This window comes from Roseivirga spongicola (genome assembly GCF_001592965.1).
GTDB classification, from domain to species: Bacteria; Bacteroidota; Bacteroidia; order Cytophagales; family Cyclobacteriaceae; genus Roseivirga; species Roseivirga spongicola.
The window spans coordinates 814,706-834,668 of record NZ_LRPC01000028.1 but is presented as its reverse complement, the minus strand read 5'-3'; the positions used below and the strand labels follow the sequence as shown (position 1 = coordinate 834,668).

Annotated in this window: 20 protein-coding genes; 5 read left to right on the top strand and 15 right to left on the bottom strand. The window is 39.0% G+C overall.

Going from position 1 to position 19,963, the window contains the following annotated elements; translation table 11 throughout:
* Positions 1-461: 461 nt before the first annotated feature.
* From AWW68_RS15465 to AWW68_RS15450, 4 genes are all read right to left on the bottom strand, one after another.
* Positions 462-1,565: a DUF2911 domain-containing protein gene (locus tag AWW68_RS15465; RefSeq protein ID WP_068222883.1), complete on the bottom strand. Its 1,104-nt coding sequence runs from the start codon at positions 1,563-1,565 to the stop codon at positions 462-464.
* Between the two features lie 159 nt (positions 1,566-1,724).
* On the bottom strand, positions 1,725-2,528 hold the full coding sequence (locus AWW68_RS15460) for a helix-turn-helix transcriptional regulator (protein ID WP_068222882.1): 804 nt from the start codon (positions 2,526-2,528) through the stop codon (positions 1,725-1,727).
* Positions 2,529-3,098: 570 nt separating this feature from the next.
* Positions 3,099-4,733, bottom strand: a complete 1,635-nt coding sequence (gene groL, locus AWW68_RS15455; protein ID WP_068222881.1) for a chaperonin GroEL — start codon at positions 4,731-4,733, stop codon at positions 3,099-3,101.
* A gap of 33 nt (positions 4,734-4,766) precedes the next feature.
* A complete protein-coding gene (locus AWW68_RS15450) occupies positions 4,767-5,051 on the bottom strand; it encodes a co-chaperone GroES (protein ID WP_068222880.1) in 285 nt (94 codons plus the stop codon).
* A gap of 279 nt (positions 5,052-5,330) precedes the next feature.
* Between AWW68_RS15450 and AWW68_RS15445 the strand changes: the two genes are divergently transcribed.
* From AWW68_RS15445 to AWW68_RS15430, 4 genes are all read left to right on the top strand, one after another.
* Entirely contained in the window at positions 5,331-6,044 is a 714-nt protein-coding gene (locus tag AWW68_RS15445) for a hypothetical protein (RefSeq protein WP_068222879.1), read from the top strand.
* Positions 6,045-6,504: 460 nt separating this feature from the next.
* Positions 6,505-7,122: a 3-keto-disaccharide hydrolase gene (locus tag AWW68_RS15440; protein ID WP_084375715.1), complete on the top strand. Its 618-nt coding sequence runs from the start codon at positions 6,505-6,507 to the stop codon at positions 7,120-7,122.
* Between the two features lie 181 nt (positions 7,123-7,303).
* Positions 7,304-8,050, top strand: a complete 747-nt coding sequence (locus AWW68_RS15435) for a 3-keto-disaccharide hydrolase (RefSeq protein ID WP_068222877.1) — start codon at positions 7,304-7,306, stop codon at positions 8,048-8,050.
* A 119-nt stretch (positions 8,051-8,169) separates the two neighbouring features.
* Positions 8,170-9,498, top strand: coding sequence for a Gfo/Idh/MocA family protein (locus AWW68_RS15430; RefSeq protein ID WP_084375747.1), 1,329 nt, complete (start codon positions 8,170-8,172; stop codon positions 9,496-9,498).
* Between the two features lie 207 nt (positions 9,499-9,705).
* Here AWW68_RS15430 and AWW68_RS15425 read toward each other — a convergent pair whose 3' ends face one another.
* The 11 genes from AWW68_RS15425 to AWW68_RS15385 all read right to left on the bottom strand — a co-directional run bounded on the left by AWW68_RS15425 (position 9,706) and on the right by AWW68_RS15385 (position 19,294).
* Positions 9,706-10,143 carry a hypothetical protein gene (locus tag AWW68_RS15425; RefSeq protein ID WP_068222872.1) on the bottom strand — a complete coding sequence of 146 codons (438 nt, stop codon included), beginning with the start codon at positions 10,141-10,143 and terminating at the stop codon, positions 9,706-9,708.
* A 46-nt stretch (positions 10,144-10,189) separates the two neighbouring features.
* Positions 10,190-11,284 carry a DUF4221 family protein gene (locus AWW68_RS15420; protein ID WP_157717676.1) on the bottom strand — a complete coding sequence of 365 codons (1,095 nt, stop codon included), beginning with the start codon at positions 11,282-11,284 and terminating at the stop codon, positions 10,190-10,192.
* A 141-nt stretch (positions 11,285-11,425) separates the two neighbouring features.
* Positions 11,426-11,674: a hypothetical protein gene (locus AWW68_RS20150; protein WP_157717675.1), complete on the bottom strand. Its 249-nt coding sequence runs from the start codon at positions 11,672-11,674 to the stop codon at positions 11,426-11,428.
* A 10-nt stretch (positions 11,675-11,684) separates the two neighbouring features.
* Entirely contained in the window at positions 11,685-11,930 is a 246-nt protein-coding gene (locus AWW68_RS20145; protein ID WP_157717674.1) for a hypothetical protein, read from the bottom strand.
* Between the two features lie 418 nt (positions 11,931-12,348).
* Positions 12,349-12,717, bottom strand: a complete 369-nt coding sequence (gene secG, locus AWW68_RS15415) for a preprotein translocase subunit SecG (RefSeq protein WP_068222866.1) — start codon at positions 12,715-12,717, stop codon at positions 12,349-12,351.
* Positions 12,718-12,721: 4 nt separating this feature from the next.
* Positions 12,722-13,612 carry a hypothetical protein gene (locus tag AWW68_RS15410; RefSeq protein WP_068222863.1) on the bottom strand — a complete coding sequence of 297 codons (891 nt, stop codon included), beginning with the start codon at positions 13,610-13,612 and terminating at the stop codon, positions 12,722-12,724.
* A 35-nt stretch (positions 13,613-13,647) separates the two neighbouring features.
* The gene (gene lptE / locus AWW68_RS15405) at positions 13,648-14,181 is read right to left on the bottom strand and encodes an LPS assembly lipoprotein LptE (RefSeq protein WP_068222859.1); all 534 of its coding nucleotides are present in this window, start codon (positions 14,179-14,181) and stop codon (positions 13,648-13,650) included.
* The gene (locus tag AWW68_RS15400; RefSeq protein WP_084375713.1) at positions 14,168-15,436 is read right to left on the bottom strand and encodes a sigma-54 interaction domain-containing protein; all 1,269 of its coding nucleotides are present in this window, start codon (positions 15,434-15,436) and stop codon (positions 14,168-14,170) included. Before AWW68_RS15400 ends, lptE begins: the two co-directional genes overlap by 14 nt.
* Before the next feature lie 11 nt (positions 15,437-15,447).
* The gene (miaB, locus tag AWW68_RS15395) at positions 15,448-16,917 is read right to left on the bottom strand and encodes a tRNA (N6-isopentenyl adenosine(37)-C2)-methylthiotransferase MiaB (RefSeq protein WP_068222853.1); all 1,470 of its coding nucleotides are present in this window, start codon (positions 16,915-16,917) and stop codon (positions 15,448-15,450) included.
* Between the two features lie 280 nt (positions 16,918-17,197).
* Positions 17,198-18,460: an anthranilate synthase component I family protein gene (locus AWW68_RS15390; protein ID WP_068222849.1), complete on the bottom strand. Its 1,263-nt coding sequence runs from the start codon at positions 18,458-18,460 to the stop codon at positions 17,198-17,200.
* A 90-nt stretch (positions 18,461-18,550) separates the two neighbouring features.
* A complete protein-coding gene (locus AWW68_RS15385; protein ID WP_068222848.1) occupies positions 18,551-19,294 on the bottom strand; it encodes a YceI family protein in 744 nt (247 codons plus the stop codon).
* 136 nt (positions 19,295-19,430) lie between these two features.
* Between AWW68_RS15385 and AWW68_RS15380 the strand changes: the two genes are divergently transcribed.
* Positions 19,431-19,943: a gamma carbonic anhydrase family protein gene (locus AWW68_RS15380; protein WP_068222846.1), complete on the top strand. Its 513-nt coding sequence runs from the start codon at positions 19,431-19,433 to the stop codon at positions 19,941-19,943.
* Positions 19,944-19,963 lie beyond the last annotated feature (20 nt).

Below are 19,963 nucleotides of genomic sequence, written 5' to 3'. Positions count from 1 at the left end.
TCGATTGAAACGAAAGTGTTTTTTGTTAAATGAGCGCAATTTCGATGTCTACCTCTACTTGAATACAGAGCTAATGATTTCGCTACCATTGATAAGTATTATTTAAAAGCTGTTTCTGCAATTCTAGAGACTCATCTAGATGGTTATTTTAGCTCGGAAAATAAGACGAAATGTATGTCCAGATTGCAAAAATGAATGAGAGCCAGCCTCTTGGCTCTGAGCCAAGACTGCTCAGGCTAGCAATTTGAACTTATTCTTTTAAAGACTGTCAGCCTTCTTTTTGATACACATGAAGGGCTGACAGTCTTAGTTAATCGCTTTTTTATCTCTAGGAATCGGGCGATCATTAGGTTCAATTCTTGAGCTTTTGCTGCTCCTCAGTTTGTTCTTGAAGGATTTAGGTAACAAGCTTATAACTCAAAGAAAATATTTAACCAAGCCTATAAAGGTGATATTATTGATTAGAATCCAGGAATGGAATAAGTGCCCTCTTGCATCCTAAGCTCAATTCCATTCAAAGTTTCATTGAAGCTTTCCGGAGCTAGCTCTTTAACGGTCGTCATTTGGTTGATGGCCTTTTTGCTTTTTCCTTGTTGGTAGTATCCCACCGCTTGATTGAGCATAAGAAACCAAGTGTCTGGGTTAGCCTTTAAGGATTTTTCGAGAAGGTCCATCGCCATCTCTGTTTTCTTGATCCCCAATAGATAGATACTGAAGAAGTTAACATCATCAGGGTTCTGAATATAGGCTACCGCATCTGTAAGTGTTGCTTCCAACTCTGCCATTTTCCCCAAGCTTCTTTCAAGCTGAGCTTTGGTTCTTAGGTTCCCAGCATTTTTGTTGGCGGCAAAACCACCATAACCGCCATTAATCGATCGGTTAGCCCATTCTAAAGCCTCTTCTAAGTTGGTGTTATGTTGTAAACACCATTGAGCGGCATCATTCCAGGCTTGCCAGCGGTAAGTGTTAATTCCTCTGAGCTCATACCTGAAGCTCTCAACTACCGTGCTGTTAAGGTCTACGGCTACTTTAAAAGGAATGCGCCTATCAGCCCACTCTAGGGCAACGGTTACTTCAGAGGGAGTCCAATTGAGAAATTCATAGTCGAGTTTTTCTGAAAAGGGAGCTTTTTCGGCTTCAACCTCAACAGTAAGAGTTACGTCTTTTTCTAGATCCAGATAATAGCTTCCCCATTGTTCTGGGGTATGAGCAAATAATAGCTCATACTTTTCGTCTCTAGGTATAACGTGGAAGCCATATTTACCGGCAGCCAAAGGTTGACCTTCAATAGTTACATCTGTAGAAAATTGGATGGTTGTGGCCATATTGGCGCCTGCTCGCCATGCAATAGGTTCAGCATTTTGAGGGATAATGTCGGTATTGTTCCAGACATCGCGCTGCCTTACTGCGGGGCTATGATAATCTATTGTTATATCCGTAACACCAAGCGTTTGAGTCTCTTGAACATGATTACTCGGCTTAGGAATCTTCAGGGTGTGGAATTGTCCGATACTTTCGCTGGTAACTGCGAGAGCTAGAATAGCTCCGAAAATTATTCTTTTCATTGTTAAATAGTTTGAGTTTTTACTTTGATAAAATGACGCTTTTAGGCCACTGCCGAACCTGATTTGTTATTTGAGATTTTTGGTGGCTTTGATATTGACCTTTATGCAAAGAATGGCGATGCTGGGATTAAAAAATTGTAAAAAACAGACTCGACCTAATTAAAAAGTAGGTGCTTGTATGCCCTTATCTGATTTTGAAAAATGGGAAGGGGTACAACGTATGATTGACTTAATGTCTTTTACAAAGTGAGATTGGTCGAAATATTCAGATTCGTAAGCCAGTTGAGTTAGTTGCTTCTTACGTTTGCTTTGTCTTAAACAATGAATAACCCTGATCAACCTGCTGTATTTCTTAGGAGTGATTCCCATGTGCTCTAGAAACCTCCTTTGGATGGTTTTGGTAGAAATACCAAATTTTTCGCTTAGCTCTTCAATACTTGCCGTACCGACTTTAGATTCAATTTCCTCGGCAACGGCTTCGAAAAGTAAATCGCGCTTATGTTCATTTTGAAGGTAAAGCGATTCAAAGAACTCATTCAAAAGCTCAATTCTTCTTTCCTGATTTTTAGTCTCAAAGAGCTGTTCTTCAAGTTTTAGAATACTTGTTCCAAAACAATTGTTTAGTTCAAGACAGTTGTCGACAGTGAGTACGGGAGGAATTTTGGTAAAGAGATAGAGACCCTTGGGTTTAAAGCGGACGGAAATAATGGGGCTATCTTTTACGCGGCATAATTGACTTCTTGTTTTGAGCCCACAAAGATGACTTTGTACGAGCCACTGTCTATTGAACTCCGGGGATACTCTGTGAAAAGGGGTTCGAATAAAAATGAGTTCTATTGAATTGTCGGGCACTATATGGTGGGTTCGGTCAGGATTTTTCCGACAGTAGTCTTCCCACCAGTAGCACTCTATTACTTCACTTAGTTTGCCCTTAGGCTTTACCTCTTCGTATCTCCAGTTCATCTTTGATATAACTTACGGAGAATGCCCCGTTTGGCTTTTGATTTCACTTGTAATCGGCATGAAAATCATAAAAGAGCAAGTTTTGCCAATAGGATTTGTTGAAGCCATTCAGATATCTGGGCTAATTATGGGGAATGTCCACATAAGTATAGCTTGTCTAATGAAACTAGTGCTGTTTTGACTGACGCATAAGCTTCAATATCATTTAGGTGTTTGTATGAATGAGAACGCCTTAGCACAGATATAGGATTATACTCCATTTCTAGTCAATGACCTCGCTAAGATTAGAGTAGGAGAGCACCTAGTCTCTTTTTCCATCCTGAGTGAGCGAGAGATAGGCCAATTTCAATAACGCTGTTTTAATCAGATTAAATTCTACAGATTCTTCGGTCCCGAAGTCTCGGGACGCTGAGAATGAAAATGTAAAGGCTAAATCAATAGTTTGTTGCAACTGAACTTTTTGCAGGCTCTAAGTTTGAAATCCCATTAAAACCAAAAGCCCCAACTCATTGAGTCAGGGCTTTTATCTATATACGTTGTACTAAAATCTATGTACAAGCGGAGCGATTCTTACATCATTCCGCCCATGCCACCACCCATTGGAGGCATTGGAGCCGCAGCACCAGCTTCTTCTGGTTGCTCAGCTACTACACACTCAGTAGTAAGTAGTAGAGATGAGATAGAAGCAGCATTTTCAAGTGCTAAACGAGTTACTTTAGTTGGGTCAATTACACCAGCAGCGATCAAGTTTTCATACTTGTTCTCTCTTGCGTTGTAACCGTAATCTGCCTTACCGTTTTTCACTTCGTTAACCACTACAGAACCTTCGCCACCAGCATTGGCTACAATAGTTCTCAATGGAGCCTCAACAGCCATTCTAATGATGTTAACACCAGTAGCTTGGTCGTCATTGTCTACAGATACTTTATCTAAAGAAGCAGCCGCTCTGATTAAAGCAACACCACCTCCAGCAACTACACCTTCTTGTACAGCAGCTCTTGTAGCGTGCAATGCATCGTCTACTCTGTCTTTCTTCTCTTTCATTTCTACTTCAGTAGCAGCACCAATGTAAAGGATAGCTACACCACCAGAAAGCTTAGCAAGTCTCTCTTGCAACTTCTCTTTGTCGTAGTCAGAAGTAGTGTTTTCAATTTGAGTTTGGATTTCCTTAACTCTTGCTTCGATGTGAGCAGCCTCACCAGCACCGTTAACAATAGTAGTATTGTCTTTGTCGATGTTTACTTTCTCAGCAGTACCAAGGTACTCGATAGTAGCGTTTTCTAGTTTGTAACCTCTTTCTTCAGAAATTACAGTACCACCAGTCAAAACAGCGATGTCTTCCAACATAGCTTTTCTTCTATCACCGAAACCAGGAGCTTTAACGGCAGCAATTTTCAGAGAACCTCTGATTTTGTTTACTACTAAAGTAGCAAGAGCTTCACCGTCAACATCTTCAGAGATAATTACTAATGGCTTACCAGACTGAGCTACAGGCTCAAGTACAGGAAGCAATTCTTTCATTGAAGAGATTTTCTTGTCGTAGATCAAGATGTATGGGTTCTCCAATTCAGCTTCCATTTTCTCTGTGTTAGTCACAAAGTATGGAGAAAGGTAACCTCTGTCGAACTGCATACCTTCTACAGTCTTCACTTCAGTTTCAGTACCTCTAGCTTCTTCAACAGTAATTACACCGTCTTTACCAACTTTGTCCATTGCATTGGCAATCATCTCACCAATTTCAGCATCGTTGTTAGCAGAGATAGTACCTACTTGCTTGATCTCGTTAGAGTCTTTGATAGGCTTAGATTGAGCTTGAAGGTCGGCAACAACAGCAGCAACAGCTTTGTCAATACCTCTTTTCAAGTCCATTGGGTTAGCACCAGCGGCTACGTTTTTGATACCTGCACCGAAGATAGCTTGCGCTAAAACAGTTGCAGTAGTAGTACCGTCACCAGCGCTGTCTGCAGTTTTAGAAGCTACTTCTTTCACAAGCTGAGCGCCCATGTTTTCGATTGGCTCAGAAAGCTCAATCTCTTTAGCTACAGAAACACCATCTTTAGTTACAGTTGGTGCACCAAATTTTTTGTCGATAATTACATTTCTACCTTTAGGACCAAGGGTCACTTTCACAGCATCTGCCAAAGTATCAACACCTTTTTTTAGTTGGTCTCTGGCATCATTACGAAAGAATAGATCTTTTGCCATGTCTTATTCGATTTTTAAGTTTTCAGATTAAGATTAAGAATTGATGATTGCGAAAATGTCAGACTCTTTCATGATCAAGTAGTCTTTTCCTTCTACAGTGAGTTCAGTACCAGAGTACTTACCGTAAAGTACAGTATCGCCAGTTTTCACTGTCATTGGCTCATCTTTTTTTCCGCTTCCAGCTGCAACGATAATACCTCTTTGTGGCTTCTCTTTAGCAGTGTCAGGAATGATGATACCTGAAGCAGTTTTTTCTTCAGCAGCAGCAGGTTCTACCAGAACTCTGTCAGCTAATGGAGTAATGTTAACTTTAGACATTTTTCTTATTGGTTTTAAGAGTTTGATTCAAAATTACATTGCGGCATATTACAGTTTATGTGCCAAACCTTTATCGTGAACATTTGACAGTTCAATCTTGCGCATGTGTCAGGTTTGAAGCCAAGCTATTGCACCAGTGTCAGTGAAAAACTGACAGTTTTTCATCCTCTTGAGCATTTCAGGCTTGAAATATTAGTGGAAACAGAGTATCTTCTATGTCAAATAATCTGCTCTGTCAGGTTGTTTAAGCTTTTTAGGAACATAAAACTCTTTTCATCTATGACACAATTAAAAAAAGACTGGATTACAGATGGGCTCATTGATTTCGAGTATAAGAAGTATGTGCTGTTGGCATATCTAAAGCATGTAGAACAGAATTTTGACCAGACTAAACTATTCCCATTTATGACTGAGTTGATAGACCATTATAGGGACGCTAAAGTGCTGAAGGATAAAAAGCAATCTATTCAATCTGAGATGCCTAAAGAGATTTCTCGTCTAGACCTGAATAAGCTGGAAATTATATATAAAGATTTGAATGAAAGCGATGAACTCTTAAAAGACATTGAAGAAATAGTTGACTATGCTCTGCCAACAATGCAAAGAACCTTAGGTAAAGGAAAGGAAATTCATGAGTGGGTGGAATCTGAGTTGAAAATTGACCCGATTGGCATAATTCCCATGTATAAAGATGAAGGATACGTGATGTTGGAGCTGGGGAACTCTAAGTTGACGGATGTTTTTCAGTACCAGATTAAGAAATTCATCATGTTCAATGAACAAATGAGAGGAGTGTATTTCAAATTGATAGATAGAGTTTCTAGAGGAATAGGAGATACTTTTGAGCAGATCAAACTGCAGTTAATCAAGAGTTATAAGGTATTGCCCAACCCCGCTACTTTTGTAATTCACGGAGAGTTGCCATTGCCGATGGAAGAGACGGTAATACCAATGAGTAAAAAGCTAGTATTGAAGACGGTTCAACAGCTTTGATTATAGAAGCCTTAGTTTAGATAGGTGTCCCGTAAGGACTGAATGTCGGTAGGCAAGTTTGCGTATTAGGTTTATTTGTGCCTTTAGGTACAAAACATAATTGATGCTGGAAGTATATAACGTACCTAAAGGCACATTGACGGTGGCGGCATTCTTTGGCTACCCATGTTTAGTCCCTACGGGACAGGGTTGCTCAGCGGTGATCATGTTTCTCCTTAGCCCATTAGCCCAAAGGGTTCCTTCATCAATAATGCCCCAGCGGGACATCATATTGGTAGAGCAGTTAGCTCAGGCGATAGTTTGTGCCTTTAGGTACAAAACCAACCTAACTAATCTGATAAGGTGATTGGTAGGATATTCAAACCGTTTTGGCCAATTACCCACCAAACAAAACTTCTCGCTTTATATCTGCTATTTTCATAGATTAAGGAAAGCATTTTTTCAACCTTAAGCTTTATCTATGGACTTTTCGATTTTTAAGCAAAGCGCACTGCTTACATTTTTTATTCTGTTCATTTTTCAATCCTGTGATTCATCAGATACCATTGAACTCTTTAACGGTGAAAACCTAGAGGGTTGGACTAATAATGGCGAAGAGCTATGGTATGTAGAAAACGGTGAACTCGTCTGCGAAAGTGGGCCAAAAGCTCAGTATGGATATCTCACCACCAACGAGTATTACGATGACTTTGAACTCACGCTGGACTTTAAACAAGAAGCCAATGGCAATAGCGGTGTATTCATCAGGTCAACTGTCGATGGTACCAAAGTCAGTGGTTGGCAGGTAGAGGTTGCCCCTCCAGGCAGTAATACCGGAGGAATCTATGAGTCGTATGGTAGAGGTTGGCTTATTCAGCCAGAGCCTGAGAAGGACAGCGCCCTGAAAATGGGTGAGTGGAATACGATGAAAATAAGAGTAGTGGGAGATGAAGTTACCTCTTGGCTCAATGGAACCGAAATGGTACACCTGAAAGACCAAAAGATAGGAGAAGGCAAAGGCTCTATAGCTCTACAGATTCACGATGGTGGAGGTATTAAAGTAAGGTGGAAGAACATTCGGTTGAAAAAACTCAAATAGAAAGCACCAAATTCCAAAGAATAGACCCAAAACATAAAGAGAACTTTGAATTGACACCCTTTAGGGCTGGGGTATAAGCTGAAAAAAATCAAGCACCAAATTCCAAATATCAAGAATCAACCAGAGGGATCTGGCCATAAAACGAATAACTATTAACGAATAACTAAGAATCAACCCAAATATGAAAAGAAACTATCTACTTGCTTTACTATCTGTTGGAGTCTTTTCCTGCGGATCAGGCACTAAATCAGAGAATATTCAAATAGCAGAAGCTGAAGATGAGGGCTGGATTTACCTTTTTGATGGCACCAGCACTGAGGGCTGGAGGGCTTACAACGGTGAGGAACTCCCGCCACAATGGACAATTGATGAAGAAGGAGCTCTGACTTTCGATACTGAAAAGCGACTTGAAGAGGATTGGCAAGGGGGAAAGGACATTATCTACGCGGCAGAGGAGTTCGATAATTTTGAACTGTATATGGAGTGGAAGCTACCAGCAGGAGGAAACAGCGGGATATTCTATCACCTTAAAGAAAATGAGCCAGGAGGTCCTCCAGCTATTGCACCAGAATATCAGCTCTTAGATGACCTAGGTTGGGAAGAAATTAATAATGCCACATTAGCTGAATGGCAGAAGACAGGAGCCGATTACGCCATGCATGCTGCCGATACAACTCAGAAGATTGTGAAGCCAGCTGGTGAGTGGAATACCTCTAAAATCATATTCACACCTGAAAAAGTAGAGCATTGGCTCAATGGAAAAAAGATTGTAGAGTTCGTCCCATGGTCTGATGATTGGCATGAGCGCAAGGCAGCGGGTAAATGGAAAGATTTTCCAAAGTATGGTTCTTTCAAAACTGGTTATATCGGTTTGCAAGACCATGACAGCCCGCTTTGGTTTAAAAATATTAAGATTAGAAAATTGTAGGTAATTGCATTGATATTTTTCACCCAGAGGAATCGAAGGGTCAGCCAGATTATCTGGTAAACTCATTGGCTACGGTCAGAATGAGAAGTTTTAAGTACAATAAGACTCAACCGAACATTATGAATAAAAGAGATTTTTTAAAAAGTGCAGCAATATTCTCCACAGCCTCAGTTTTGCCTTCGTCTGTTTGGGCCTTGGGAAAAGCAGACAAACTAAGAACTGCACACATTGGAGTAGGAGGAATGGGAATGGAAGACCTCAAGGCTATTGCATCACACTCATCTGTTGAGGTAGTAGCCCTTTGCGATGTAGATGCTAATTTTTTGGCCGCTGCTAAAGCACTTCACCCTAAGGCAAAAACATATAGTGATTATAGAATAATGCTCAATGAAATGAGCAGTGGAATAGATGCGGTAGTGGTTTCCACACCAGATCATACGCATGCTCCGGCTTCTATGATAGCGATGAACATGGATAAGCCAGTTTACTGCCAAAAGCCATTGACTCACCACGTGACCGAGGCTAGAGCCATGAATCAGCTAGCTGCCGATAAAGGCTTGATCACCCAAATGGGTATTCAGGTACATTCGTTCTACGATTATAAGTTGGCCACCGAGCTGATTAGGTCTGGGATTATTGGAAAGGTGAAGACGGTGAGGGCTTGGTCGCCTAAAAACTGGGGTTATGATGGGGGCGTGCCTGAAGGAAGCGATCCAGTTCCATCTGCCTTGGACTGGAACCTGTGGTTAGGAACATCGGCAGAAAGACCATATAAGGAAGGAGTTTATCATCCAGGAAACTGGCGTAAGCTGGTAGATTATGGCTGTGGAACGCTAGGTGATATGGGGGTTCATATTTTCGACACACCTTATAACGCACTAGCGTTAGATATTCCGAAGACTATTAAAACAAAGTGTCGTAAACCAAACGGGTTTGGCTTTCCTGAGCGTAACAGGGTTACTTATGAATTCCCTGGCACCCAATACACAACTAAGAAGTTTAAATGGGTTTGGTACGATGGAGAAGGAGCGCCCAAACTCCATAGAGATTTGAAACTTCCGAATGGAGATACTTTGCCAGATCAGGGAGCTATGTTTATTGGTGAGAAGGGTAGGCTGCTCTTGCCTCATTTTATGCAGTTACCAAGGCATATTGTAGATGGCAAATACGTTGATCTAGATTTGGAGAAATTCAAGTACGTAGGCGAGCCTGTTCGAAATTACGAGCAAGAAGGTAAAAAGCACTATCATCAGTTTGTAGATGCCTGTCTCGGTAAAGGAGAGGTTACTGCACCGTTCTCTTATGCCGCTAGATTAACTGAGACTATTTTACTTGGAGTAATTGCAGGTAGGTTCCCAAATAAGAAGCTTCATTGGGATAGTGAGAATGCTAAATTTAAAGAGGAAGAAGCCAACGCCTTTTTAGATTCGCCATACAGAAAGTTTTAGGAGAAATGGGTATAAAATCGATCATTGTGATGGATGAACTTTAGAATTAAGGTGTCTGGGAATATTTGACTAACTGTCTAATTAATTTAATACCATGGGTGATCAATTAGAAACAAATAGTAGAATATAGCATAGTAGAAGAACATGAATGGATGTTAACCTTCTTAGCTATCAATGGCTAATACTTTATTAGATTCGGTTTATATGTTAATTCGAATTATTGAATTGAGATAATTCCAATAATTTTTGCTCTAGGTTGAATATAGCATCAGGAGTATTTGGTGAAACATACTCTATACTTTCTATCTTGGAGTTGTCATTCCAGTATATTACCGTAGGATAGAGGGACCATAAAGGAGCCTGGTAGAAGTGGTTTTCCTCATCAATAATAACATTGGGCAAGTCAATTATTTCTGTGAATTTGACTTTGACTACTTTGATGGAGACGGCATCTGTAAGTATTACAGTCAGAAAGTCCGAGTATCTAGATATATTATCTTTTACAAATTGCTCAGCTGAACTAATACAGCCAGTACATCCGCTTTTAGGTAGAATTAGAGTAACCGCTTTTAAGCTATTTGTAGGAATCTTTGATTTATTAACCGCTTCTTCGAATGAAGATGCATACTTGTCATTTTCACTCATACAACTTGATAAGCTACTTAATAGAACTAGAATACATAAACTATGTTTAAAAGGCATAGCTAACAGTTTTTATTTTTAAGCTGTCTTGCAATTTTGAATTAAAAACGACTTCATTTAGTCCTTTTTGATTAAAGAAAATGTGATCCCCTCCCTGATAGTCAAATTCACCTAAGATTTCGAATGATTCATTGGCTACTAACATTTTCATCTGTGTTTTAAAAATATTTTTATCTAAGTTCTCTCGGGATGTTTCCAAATAGAACTTCCTCAGGTAGATTTTTCTAACAGGATCATAAAATATCGCCCCATATCTAGGGTATGATAAGAGGTGCTTAAACTCATCCAATGGATTGCCGGTGAGTTGGTTTTTCCTAAGAGCATTTTTTTTCTGGAACTCTGGTGAAGAAAAACTAAAGGCTCTTCTCTGACCATTTTCGTTAATTGTTAGTACTGAATCGCTAAGTGGAAAGCTAACCACCATTATATTGTTATTAGCATTGTATGTATTATAGGGATTACATAATTCCTGAGGCCAATAAGAATCCTTCTCTTTAGAGTATTCTATTGGAAATTTCAAATTTAGTTCACTGGAACCATCTACTAGGTTTCTTTTGTAAATGGCTTGTTTCTGTCCCGAATTGTCGAAATTGCAAGAAGCACCGGTATTTATATAAACAAAATCACTTATTCTTACCGGAGGAAAGCCGGCTCCAGATTTTGGTTGAAATTCGAAATCGAGACTTTCTGCTTTTACTGGGATCTGTCCTTTGTTTTTTCCTTTATGATTAAAAACCAATAGTTCTCCTTTGTAATAGCTATGAAAAACAATTGAATCATCATGCGCATAATGAAAGTAAGTAATTCTGTTTCCTAAAGCATTAGGCCCATCCTTTTCAAAAGGTATAGACGAGATCAATTTCTTTGACTCAAGATTGTATAAATAGAGCTTATAATTCAAAGAATTAAAAAAAGCCAAAATCTCAGCAGAATCAGTTTCAATGTACTGATAAAAGTTGTTGATATTTGATGTTTCCGAATCGAGATCCAGAAACTTTTCTTGTGCCTCCGAAATTTCTAATTTTTTTAACGGTTCTAGACTCTCTTGTTGACAGTTATATAAGGACAATAATATAAAAATCAATAAGAATCGTTTATCTAGAATATTTATAAAATCGAACATGAAATAAGAATTAGTTGTATCGTAATTTTTTGATTGAACTATAAATGTTGATCAAGCATAATACTTGATCAACATTCTGATTAGCTCCTAACATTCCAAACATTAGGCGTTTGGAGGTAATGTCTCTGGTATATGACAATCATGGAGTCCGTATGCGTTAGTTCTATACAATTCGCAATAAGTACCAACTAATACCCACTCCCAGTTTTCTTCATCAAGTAAATAACTTGGGTTACAAGCTCCATTATTTTTAGGGTTTACAGATAGCTCACAAGATGTTTGACTAACAACTGAGGCTGAACTTACAAAGGTTAAAATGATTAAGCTTAAAATTATTCTTAATTTTTTCATATTTTTGAGTTTAATGGTTTGGTCTTATTATACAGTTTGAAATATCAGGATAACCTTGCTCTGGAATATAATCTTCACAATGGTAGCCTTCGATTATGTATACCTCTTTGTCTTCATCATAAGTAACATCTGCAACACAGATACCATCAGTCAAGGGGCTTGTTTGCTGAGTACATGTCGATGCTATTGATGAATAAGAACCGGTAAGGCATAATAAGATTATAACTAGTGATATTGTAAATATTTTTTTAATCATTTTTTTAAAATTTATGTTTAATACGATTTAGAATCAATGATTCTTGGCTCTGTTGGGAATATAAGATTCTAACAATATGATTTCCACATACTGCTATTTATCTATCTCTTACTTTTAAGATTCTATCATCTAAATATGAGCCTAAAAATCACAGGTAAAACACCTTGTAATGAGTGTGCCTAGTGCGTTTATTATTTGCAAATAATTATTATTGATATCAAAAAAGAGAAAAATTATTTAAAATCAAAAAAAATATAAATTAATTTAAATAAAAAAGTAAAGAAGAAAATGCATAGTGGTATTAAGTTCTAAATGATTATCATCAAACTGATAGTTTGATTTTAGGTTTGACAAAAAAAAAGAGCCTTGATTTATTTTAAAAACCAAGGCTCTTTTATTTAATGGTGGTTTGGACTAGTTACTGCTGCTCAGTAGTGTCTTCTGGTAGAGTACTCAAATCAATTCCTGTTGATGTAGTATCTGTAGGGACAGTAGGTAATGCATTAGGCTGGCTTTGCTGAGCCGCATCTACGTTAGGGTTTACAAAATTGCCCGTGCCTTTATCTAGCATTAAACTAGAAGATAAACTAAACACAATAAGCGCTATGATAAATACCCAAGTGGCTTTCTCTAAAATATCGGTGGTTTTCTTTACACCAATAACTTGCTGAGCTCCTCCGCCACCAAACTGGCTTGACAATCCTCCGCCTTTTGAATTCTGCATCAATACGATCAGAATTAACAAAATCGCTACTATGATTGCCAATATAATGAATAACTTAAACATTCTATTACGACTTTAATTTTTCAATTTGGGTGGCAAAGTAAGTGCTTTTTTCAGGAAACTTCAAACTGAGTTTTTTATAAATGCTTTCGGCCTTTTTAAGCTTGCCTTGTTTGGCCATTAATTCAGCCAAAGTTTCAGTTTCAAAAGCTTCTTCTTTTAAGATAGATTTATCTGCTAGGTCTTCAATATCTACGTTTCCCTCGGCTTGCGCCATTCTCTCCCTATCTAATTGTGGTTCATTTTGAATGAACTTTTCAATGATCTGAATTTGGTTTTTCTTCTTTTCAGAAAGGGGCTTTTCTTTTTTTCTCTCCTGTGTTTCGTCTAGCTGACCTGAGAGTAAGGCTTCAATTCTACGCTTTGCCGCTTCAATTTCGGCTAAGTCGTTGTCTATCTTTTCTTGGTCTGCTGCTGTTTTTGGAGTCTCAGCTGGTTGCTTGTCCTTTGGTTTTTCGGCCATAGCAGAAGAGCCTTCTTTCTCTTTCGAGCTTTGCTCTGCAGGTTTCTCCTTCTCCGTATTTTCTTCCAACTTCTCTTTTGCTTCGTCTTTACCTTCAATCTTCTCAGTCTTAGTTTGAGGCAATGAATCCTTGGCTTTAATAGACTGACCTACCTTAAGAACTGGTTTTTGCTCAGTTTCTTGTTTGGGTTTAGAAAAAGAAAAGTCGCCTTCAATAATCTCCTTTAAGTGAGAGCGGTTGGCAGAATAAATAGCGGCTTTCTTTATAAAAGCCTCAGTTTTTGGATGCTCACGATCTTTCAAAGCCTTAGCTACCACCACATACAAACTCTGAAAATACGGATACTTTTTACGGTATTCGTTCAGTGCTTTTATATCGGCATTGGTAACCAGCGATGGGTCTTGTAGTAAAGTACTAAAGCGCTCTTTGTCCACTTTTTAAGAGTTGAATGACGAAAATAGAACGAAAATCACCATTGGGCAACAGCCGCTTGGAAAATGTCGAAGTAAAGTGCCTCAAAAATTTCTTCTACCAAATCATCTTCTACCGCATTTAGGGTAGTAGTAGAAGGATCGTAGTCTGCATAAAATTCAAAAGGTCTCTGAAAACTGGCTTCTTCATTGACAGTATCATTGAAAACAACTTGAACAGTAATGGTCAAACGCATAAGGCCTGTTCCATCTGCGCGCGTAGAACTACCAGAAGAGCTAATGGCTTGTGGAGCTACTCTATAGTTAGAAATTCCACCTTCAAACTGTAGGTCTCCTTGGTTCTGAACCACCTGTAACTTAGTTCTTCTTTGGAAATAGTCTTTTAGGCCTTCGGTAAAGGTTTGCGCCATGTTAGGAGGCCCGCTACCTATTTCATTAATGAAATTGGCAATACTAATGGTTTTGGTTGTGTTGTAGTCTATGGTAGTACCAGAGAAAGAGTAACTGATATTACTACATCCATTAACCACAAACAACAAGGCCAGCCCAAGAATTACTTTAATCGATTTCATATTGCTTGATCTTACGGTAAAGGGTACGCTCAGAAATCCCCAAATCTTGTGCCGCATACTTACGCTTGTTGTTATTTTTTCTCAGGGCTTTAATAATCAATTCCTTTTCTTTTTCTTCTATACTCAGAGATTCATCTTCTTCATGTGTGATGTCATGAACATTCTCATAGTCATAGTCTTCATCATTAGAAGAGTCTGAGTCGAGGTAAATAGGCTCACTAAAGTCTTTTGGTCTGGCTTCTTGAGGTAGGGTAGGTGTATTTTCTAGATTTCGGAACAAGTTAGGATTGTCCTCAATTACACTGCTATCTACGTTGCCATTCTCAAGCATGTCATGAACGAGTTTCTTTAAGTCGTTCATGTCTTTCTTCATGTCGAAGAGTACTTTGTAAAGTAAGTCTCGTTCACTCAAGTTCTCCGAATTCTCAGATGAGCCACCTCTATAAATTGCTGGTAAGCTAGAGCCCTGCTGAGGGAGATACTTCATTAACGTATCTGCTGAAATGGTTCTGTCCATTTCTAGCGCAGACATTTGTTCTACAAGGTTTTTGAGCTGCCTGATATTGCCCGGAAACCTGAACCTTAATAAGATAGATTTAGCATCATCGGTTAATTTGATGCTTTCTACTCGGTACTTTTCCGAAAAATCTGATGCAAACTTTCTGAACAGTAAATCAATATCGGTCCCTCTTTCTCTTAAAGGAGGAACAAAAATGGGTACAGTACTAAGTCTGTAGTAGAGATCTTCTCTGAACTTCCCTTTTTCAACCGCATCTATTAGGTTAACATTGGTTGCGGCAACTACCCGGACATCTGTTTTCTGTACCTTAGATGAACCTACTTTTATGAACTCACCATTTTCCAGTACCCTCAGTAATCTTGCTTGGGTTTGAACAGGCATTTCACCAATCTCATCTAAGAAAATGGTACCTCCATTGGTTACCTCAAAATATCCTTTTCTGGCTTCGTAAGCCCCTGTAAATGAGCCTTTTTCGTGGCCGAAAAGCTCGGAGTCAATGGTGCCTTCAGGTATAGCTCCACAGTTAATAGCAATGAATTTGCCGTGCTTGCGAGAGCTAAGTTGATGAATGATTTTTGAAAAGGATTCTTTACCACTTCCACTTTCACCGGTTATGAGCACTGTCATGTCGGTGGGAGCTACTTGTGCAGCTACCTGAATGGCGTGATTAAGTTTTGGGCTATTGCCAATAATCCCAAACCGTTGTTTTATGCTTAAATATTCGTTGCTGCTCAAGAGTGAGTTTTTTATTCGACTACCTCGCCAAAAAGAGTGGCGGCAGTACAGTCATTAACCAATACATTAACGTATTCACCCTTCTGGTGATTCCCTCTAGGGAATATAATTACTTTGTTGGCTGTATTTCTACCCTGAAGCTGTTCTTCTGAGCGCTTAGAAGTACCTTCAATAAGTACCTTATGAACTTTGCCAACGTCCAGTTTATTTCTTTGTAAGGATATTTCTTGTTGCTTATTAATGATTTCCTGAAGTCTTCTTTTCTTAACCTCTAGTGGAATGTCATCTTCAAACTTCTTGGCGGCCAATGTGCCAGGGCGTTCTGAATAGAAGAACATATAGGAGAAATCATACTTCACATAGTCCATCAAGGTGATGGTTTCTTTGTGTTCTTCTTCTGTTTCGGTACAGAAACCAGCAATCATATCGGATGAAATGCCGCATTCTTCTCCTAGAATGTCTCTGATGGCATCTACACGGTTAATGTACCATTCGCGAGTGTAGGTTCTGTTCATCAGGTCTAGCACACGGCTGTTACCACTTTGGGCAGGAAGGTGAATGTACTTGCAGATGTTTTCGTACTTCTTCATGGTGTGAAGTACATCATCAGTAATATCTTTTGGGTGAGAAGTAGAGAACCTAACGCGAAGCTCAGGAGAAACCTTTGCTACCATTTCTAAGAGGTTAGCAAAGTTGATAACTTCAACCTCTTCGCCCTTCTTCTCTTTTTTCTCCAACCAAGCTTTATTATTCTCATCGGCCGACCATTTGTAGCTGTCCACATTTTGACCAAGTAGCGTTACTTCTTTGTAGCCATTATTAAATAAGTCCTGCGCTTCTTTGACAATAGAGAATGGGTCTCGACTTCTTTCTCTACCTCTGGTGAATGGCACTACACAAAACGAGCACATGTTATCGCAACCTCTCATAATGGAGATGAAAGCCGTTACACCATTAGAATTTAGGCGAACAGGGGAGATGTCGGCATAAGTTTCTTCTCTAGAAAGGAAAGTGTTGACAGCTTTAAGGCCATCTTCTGCAGACTCTACTAGTTTTGGAAGGTCTCTGTAAGCATCTGGCCCAACCACTACATCAACAATTCGCTCTTCTTCTAGAAGCTTTTCCTTAAGTCTTTCGGCCATACAACCTAAAACACCAATGGTCATTTCTGGCTTGGTCTTTTTTACCGAGTTGAAATGATTCAGTCTGTTGCGAACGGTTTGTTCCGCTTTTTCTCTGATAGAGCAAGTGTTAAGAAAAACAACATCGGCATTTTCAAAATCTGAGGTAGTATCATAACCATTTTCCTTCATAATAGAGGTTACAATTTCACTATCTGCAAAATTCATCTGACAGCCGTAGCTCTCTATGTAAAGCTTTTTGGTTTTCCCGGTGTTCTCCTCCTTAGAGGTTTTTACGGTTTCCATAGCCTCCTGACTGTTTCTGTCAATAATATCAATGTCTTGTATGATATTGCTCATGCCTTTCCCTACTCAAATTTGAGCCGCAAATATAAGTGTTTTTCAGAGAAAATGTGACAGATTGGCAGCGAAGTCTGGGCTTTTGCCTGAGTGCTATGCAAAGTAGAGGTATGTCTAATTGCTGATTAAAATCAGGTGTTTTTACGCATCAAACTGCGTGTTTTTCATGCATGACAATATGAATCGAGTATTTACCTTTGCATCAGTTAGCAATACAGGCTATTAAGACTGATTGTTTAGGTTGAAAGGAGAAAGCAGCTCAAGAAGTGGGCTGCTTTTCTTATTTATTAAGTAGCTGAAAAAGGGCTTTAGCTTTCACTAAACACTCATCATATTCCTGTTCGGCTACAGCATCGTAAGTAATTGCACTGCCTACCTGAAATGAATAAGCCTTGGTAGCATCATTAACAAAAAGGCTTCTAATGAGCACGTTGAAATCAAAATCTCCAGATGGTTTTATGTAGCCAGCAGCACCAGAAAAGGCGCCTCTCTTTGTGTTTTCATAATGTTCTATGAGCTGCATTACCTTTACTTTTGGAGCGCCTGTCATACTACCCATCGGAAAAGCTTTTTCTATTACATCAATAAAATGGGTGTCTTTTTTTAGTTCAGACACCACAGTAGAAATCATCTGATGCACTTGCTGAAAGGAATAAATGCCAAACATTTCTTCAACCTTGACAGTACCAGTTTTGGCTGTTCGAGAAAGATCGTTCCTTACCAAATCAACGATCATCATGTTCTCAGCCATTTCTTTTTCACTATTTCTAAGCTCCGTTTTCAATGCTTCATCTTCTGATGGAGACTTACCTCTAGGACGTGTGCCTTTTATGGGTTGAGAAATAATTTGATTGCCAGCTTTCTTTACAAAGCGCTCTGGTGAAGCAGATAGAATGAAGTATTGGTTATGTTTTTGAAAACAAGCGAATGGCTTTGGTGAAATATGATTTAGCTCCAAAAAACTTTCTACAGCATTCCAAGATTCTACTTGCCCGTGAAACTCTTGGCAGAAGTTTATCTCATAGCAATCACCGTCTTCAATGTGTTGTCTTAGTGCTTCAACATGACTGATATATTCCTCTTTCGAAACAGAGGCAGTAGATGGGCCAAACTGCGAAGAGGCAGGTTTTGGTTTATGCTGAAGAATTTCCTCTACAAGATCGGATTGGTCAGACTCAACGGTAACACCGTTCTTTTCAAAGTGTATTATGTGTTCAGGTTGAAACAATGATGCATCTGGAAAACCAACATAATCTGCGTTACGGCTTTCGAGCTTTTCAAGTTCATTTTTGAGATCGTAGCCCAAATACCCGAACAGCCATTCATTCTGATGCAGGTTCTTCAATGACTGAAAAACACTACCGGCATTTTCACACATTACTTGCTTTGCACCAACGGCTAAAAGCTCATCAAAACCATTGTGAGGATAGCTTATTTGGTTATTCAGATGAAGCGAAAAATGAGATTGAGTACTGGCCCAATGTAGTGCCTGTTGTAAGAATTGTTCTTTAGAAAGTTCTTGATATGGGTAAAACTGATTCAATCCTAAATTTTGGCAAAAATGGAAAAAGGAGAGGGCATAAAAAAATCCCGATCTGAATGACCGGGATTCTCTATATAAAATTTTGTTGTCTTACTCTGAAGCAGAAGTGTTACCAGCTTCAAGTTCGAAACCTACGTTTACAGTGTCGTAGATCATTTTGTCTTTTGCTTGGTCTACAAAGTTAGCTTCAGTGTTATAAGATAAGCCCCAAGCAGTTCTGTCAATATTGAAGTTAGCCTTGGCTTTAATTACACCGTTATTCATTTCTACATGAGCAGGGAAAGTAATGTTTTTAGTAGTACCTCTCATAGTCAGGTTACCTGAAATAAAATGAGTAGGGTTTTCTACCATTACTTCGCTAAGTGCAGCAGGCTTGTTCTCAGAGTCATACTCATCTTTATCAGCGCTTAGATTCGCAGCACTAAAAGGCTTAACCTCAGTTACTTCAAATGTTGCTGTAGGGTGGTTCTCTGCGTCAAAGAAGTCAGGAGACATTAAGTGACCAACAAGGTTGTTGTATCCGTCAGTACCTTCTTCCATATCCAATGCTTTCAAAGAAGTAATGTCTATGGTGAAGTTTCCACCAACAATCTCTGAGTTGTTTACCATAATTTCACCGTCAGCAATGCTGATGCTACCATTATGCTTACCAGTTGGCTTGCTGCCAATCCAAGTAACCATACTGTTTTGAGTATTTACAGTGATGGCTGTTGCGTCATCTGCAGAAGCTACTTCCTTCGCTTCAGATGTTTCAACGGTGTTACTCTTAGAGCCACATGCAACAGCAAATACCGCTAAAAGCGATAGAGCTAATGTTGATTTTAAAAACTTCATTTTGTCTTGAGTTATAGATTAATTTTAAATTTTCAATCTTGCAGTGCGCTTTAAAAGTTGCGGTCTTCTGCGTAATTGATCGTTTAACTCGCGAAGTAATGCAAAAGTTCAGTGTATATACATATATTTTTAAAAAATGGCTCTAATAAAAAGCGTAAAAGGTAAAAGACCAGAAATTCATTCTTCGTGTTGGTTAGCCGACAATGCTACTATTGTAGGAGATGTGAAAATGGCTGCAAATTGCAATGTTTGGTTCAATGCCGTGGTTAGGGGAGACGTTTGTACCATAGAAATGGGAGAAAATTGCAACATTCAAGATGGGGCGGTTATTCACGGCACACTGAATTTATCTAAGACAGTGTTAGGTAAAAATGTGTCCATTGGTCATAATGCCATTGTTCATGGCTGTATCATTGAAGATAATGTGTTGATAGGTATGGGAGCTATTGTTATGGACAATGCGGTTATTAAATCTGGATCTATGATAGCGGCAGGAGCTGTAGTCTTAGCCAATACTGTGGTAGAAGAAAACTCTTTGTATGCAGGCACTCCTGCTAGAAAAGTGAAAGATATAGACGAGAAGCTTAAAACGGTGATTGAAAAGACACCAGAGCACTATAAAATGTACACCAGTTGGATCGAAGATTAGATTCAATCTCTAACCAGAAA